Annotated in this window: 1 protein-coding gene; it reads right to left on the bottom strand. The window is 24.2% G+C overall.

All coding sequences use genetic code 11. The features are described 5' to 3' along the window. A partial coding sequence (locus tag EZH24_RS13080) for an MATE family efflux transporter (RefSeq protein ID WP_272897908.1) occupies positions 1-347 on the bottom strand: 347 nt, incomplete at its 3' end. Positions 348-691 lie beyond the last annotated feature (344 nt).

The raw sequence follows: 691 nt of genomic DNA, 5'->3' as shown, positions 1-691 counted from the left end.
ATTAAAAATATTGCCATGCTTATAAATCCGACAATAATGCTCGCGTAAAATCCGAAAGATGAAATTTGTTTCACTTTATCGAACTGTTTAGCTCCCAAATTCCTTGAAATATAGGAAGCTCCTCCAATACCGAAAATATTTCCAAAAGCCATAAGAAGCAAATAAATCGGCATAGTGAGAGAAACCGCCGCCACTTGATTTGGGTCGCCCGTTTGCCCTACAAAAAAAGTGTCTACCATATTATAAAACACATTTACAAGCATTCCCAAAATTGTGGGCATTGCCAAATAAAATAAAGATTTATATACGGGATAATTTTCAAAAATATCAATTTTGTTATCAGCCATAATTTTTCCTCTTAAAATAATTTAATTTATAATTAATTTTTTAACGCATATATTATATATTGAAAAATAAAATATTGTAAGCGATATAAATAACATTATTTAATTTTATAAGTAAAAAATTATTAGTTAAATTTAATATTTAATTATGAGAATTATTTTTATAAAATAAAGGCGTATTATACCGATAAATAAAGAAAATAAAAGTTTATTATATATTTTATTTTATTTTATTAATAATATATAATCGTATTAAAATTAAGAAACAAATTAATCGTTATGAAAAAAATATTTTTAATATTCTGCTTGCCAATATTTTGCTTGCCCGTTTATTCTCAATCAAATAA

The organism is Brachyspira catarrhinii (assembly GCF_005518285.1).
Lineage (GTDB): Bacteria > Spirochaetota > Brachyspiria > Brachyspirales > Brachyspiraceae > Brachyspira > Brachyspira catarrhinii.
Note: the sequence above shows the minus strand (reverse complement) of the source record. Positions and strands in the feature narration are given on the sequence as shown.